Origin of the sequence: Pseudomonas avellanae BPIC 631, assembly GCF_000444135.1 — a bacterium.
GTDB lineage: Bacteria > Pseudomonadota > Gammaproteobacteria > Pseudomonadales > Pseudomonadaceae > Aquipseudomonas > Aquipseudomonas avellanae.
In genome coordinates this window covers 1-3041 of the sequence record NZ_ATDK01000068.1, presented here as the reverse complement: position 1 = coordinate 3041, position 3041 = coordinate 1, and the positions used below count along the sequence as shown (strand labels likewise).

Below are 3041 nucleotides of genomic sequence, written 5' to 3'. Positions count from 1 at the left end.
GATGTTCGGGTCGGGCTGGCCGCCGAGCGCAGTCTGGAGATGATCGTGGGCATGCTGGCGATCCTCAAGGCCGGGGGCGCTTACGTGCCGCTGGACCCGGATTATCCGCAGGATCGCTTGAGCTTTCTGATGCAGGACAGCGGTATCGAATGGTTGCTGACCCAGGCGCAGTTGCTGGGCCAGTTGCCGATTCCTGCACACGTTCAGACGCTGGATCTGGCGGATGCGCTGGACGGTTACAGCACCGAAAACCCGATCAACCAGACCACGCCGGACAACCTGGCCTACGTGATCTACACCTCGGGCTCGACCGGCAAACCCAAAGGCACCTTGCTCGCTCATCACAACCTGATGCGCCTGTTTGCGGCTACGGACGACTGGTTCAAGTTCAACGAAAAAGACGTCTGGACGCTGTTCCACTCCTTCTCCTTCGACTTCTCGGTCTGGGAGATTTTCGGCGCGCTGCTGCACGGCGGCCGACTGGTAATCGTGCCTCGCGAAGTGACCCGTTCGCCGGAAGACTTCCATGCGCTGCTGGTTGAACAGCAGGTCACGGTGCTCAACCAGACGCCGTCGGCGTTCAAGCAGTTGATGCGTGTGGCCTGCGATTCCACTTCGGCGTTACCGTTGCAAAAAGTCATCTTCGGCGGCGAAGCGCTGGACGTCGCCAGCCTCAAACCCTGGTTCGCACGCTTCGGCGAGCAAACGCCGCAACTGATCAACATGTACGGCATCACCGAAACCACCGTGCATGTGACTTACAGGCCAATCATCCTCGCCGATACACACAATCCGGCCAGCCCGATTGGCGAGGCAATCCCGGACCTGTCGTGGTACGTACTGGACGCCGATTTCAGCCCGGTCGCTCAGGGTTGCAGTGGCGAGTTGCACATCGGCCATGCCGGTCTGGCGCGGGGTTATCACAATCGTGCGGCGTTGACTGCCGAGCGCTTTGTGCCGGACCCGTTCTCCAACGACGGCGGTCGCCTGTACCGCACCGGGGATCTGGCCCGCTATAAAACCGCAGGAACCATCGAATACGCGGGGCGTATCGACCATCAAGTGAAAATCCGCGGTTTCCGCATTGAGCTGGGCGAAATTGAAGCGCGGCTGCAAGCGCACCCGGCCGTGCGCGAAGTGATCGTGCTGGCGCTGGAAGGTCAACTGGCGGCGTATCTGCTGCCGACTCAGCCTGATCAGGATCAACAAGCTCTACGTGAAACCCTGAAAGCCGAGCTCCGGGCGCATCTGCCGGATTACATGGTGCCCACGCACTTCATCATCCTCGACAAGCTGCCCCTGACCGCCAACGGCAAGCTGGACCGCAAAGCGCTGCCTGCGCCGGATGCCAGCCAGCTTCAAGCGGCCTATGTCGCGCCGCAAGGTGAATTGGAGCAGCAACTGGCGGCGATCTGGGCCGATGTGCTGAAAATCGAGCAAGTCGGTCGCAGCGACAATTTCTTTGAACTCGGTGGCCATTCGTTGCTGGCCACGCAGGTGATCTCGCGTATTCGTCAGCAACTGGACGTCGAGCTGTCGTTGCGCGACCTGTTTGAAGCGCGCGATCTGGCAGCCTTTGCCCACGCGGCGGGCGCAGGGCAGGGCAATGACGCCCCGCGCTTCATCAAGGCTGATCGCAATCAACCGCTGGGCCTGTCTTACGCGCAACAGCGTCAATGGTTTCTCTGGCAGCTCGACCCTGAAAGCACCGCTTACACGATCCCTGCAGCCCTGCGCCTGAGCGGCTCGCTGGACATTGCCGCGCTGGAACACAGTTTCAGCGCATTGATTGCCCGCCACGAAACCCTGCGCACCACCTTCCGCCAGCAGGGCGAACAGGCGGTGCAGATTATCCATGCGCCGCGTGCCTTGACCCTGACCGTCGAGCCCGTGCCCGCCGGGCAGACCCTTGAAGCCTGCGTGGAGCAGGAAATGCAGCGGCCGTTCGATCTGGAGCAGGGGCCGCTGTTGCGGGTTCGTCTGTTGAACCTGGCCGCCGATGAACATGTGCTGATCCTGACCCAGCACCACATCGTCTCCGATGGCTGGTCGATGCCGATCATGGTCGATGAACTGGTACGCCTGTACGAAGGCTACAGCCAGGGCCGCGAAGTGCTGCTCGCTGAATTGGACATGCAATACGCCGACTACGCGCTGTGGCAACGCAGCTGGATGGACGCCGGTGAGCAGGCGCGGCAACTGGCGTATTGGAAACAGCAGTTGGGCGACCAGCAGCCGATTCTTGAGCTGCCTGCTGACCACCCGCGCCCTGTCGTGCAAAGCCATGCCGGTGCACGATTGGCGGTGGAGCTTGCGCCAGCGTTGATCGACGATTTGAAGCAGGTCGCGCGGCAACAGGGCGTGACACTGTTCATGCTGTTGCTGGCGTCGTTCCAGACCTTGCTGCACCGCCACAGCGGCCAGCCGGATATTCGCGTCGGCGTGCCGATTGCCAATCGCACCCGCGCGGAAACCGAAGGGCTGATCGGCTTCTTCGTCAACACCCAGGTGCTGCGCGCCGAATTCGACCTGCACACCACCTTCAGCGAGCTGCTGCAACAGGTCAAACACACCGCGCTGCAAGCCCAGGCGCATCAGGAGCTGCCGTTCGAGCAACTGGTCGAAGCCTTGCAGCCACAACGCAGCCTCAGCCACAGCCCGCTGTTCCAGGTGATGTTCAACCACCAGAGCCAGGCCAGCGCCGAAGTGCGCGCACTGCCCGGTTTGCAGGTTGAAGCACTGACGTCGGAGAGCTACCCGGCACAGTTCGACCTGACCCTGAACACCGCCGAACAGGACGGCGGCCTCAGCGCAGGCCTGACCTACGCCACCGCGCTGTTCGAGCGCAGCACCATCGAGCGCATGGCCGGGCACTGGCTCGCGTTGTTGCAGGCCATCTGCGCCAATGCCAGCCAGCGCATCGCTGACGTACCGATGCTTGGCGCTGCCGAACAGCAGCAGATTGTGCGTGACTGGAACGCCACGGCTGCGCAATTCCCGAGTGAACACTGCCTGCACAATCTGATCGAAGCCCAGGTACT

The 3041-nt window shown here is 62.1% G+C and carries 1 protein-coding gene; it reads left to right on the top strand.

The features are described from left to right. Positions 1-3041, top strand: a 3041-nt coding sequence (locus DW49_RS0105360; protein ID WP_024421108.1) for a non-ribosomal peptide synthetase, incomplete at both ends; no start/stop codon positions are given.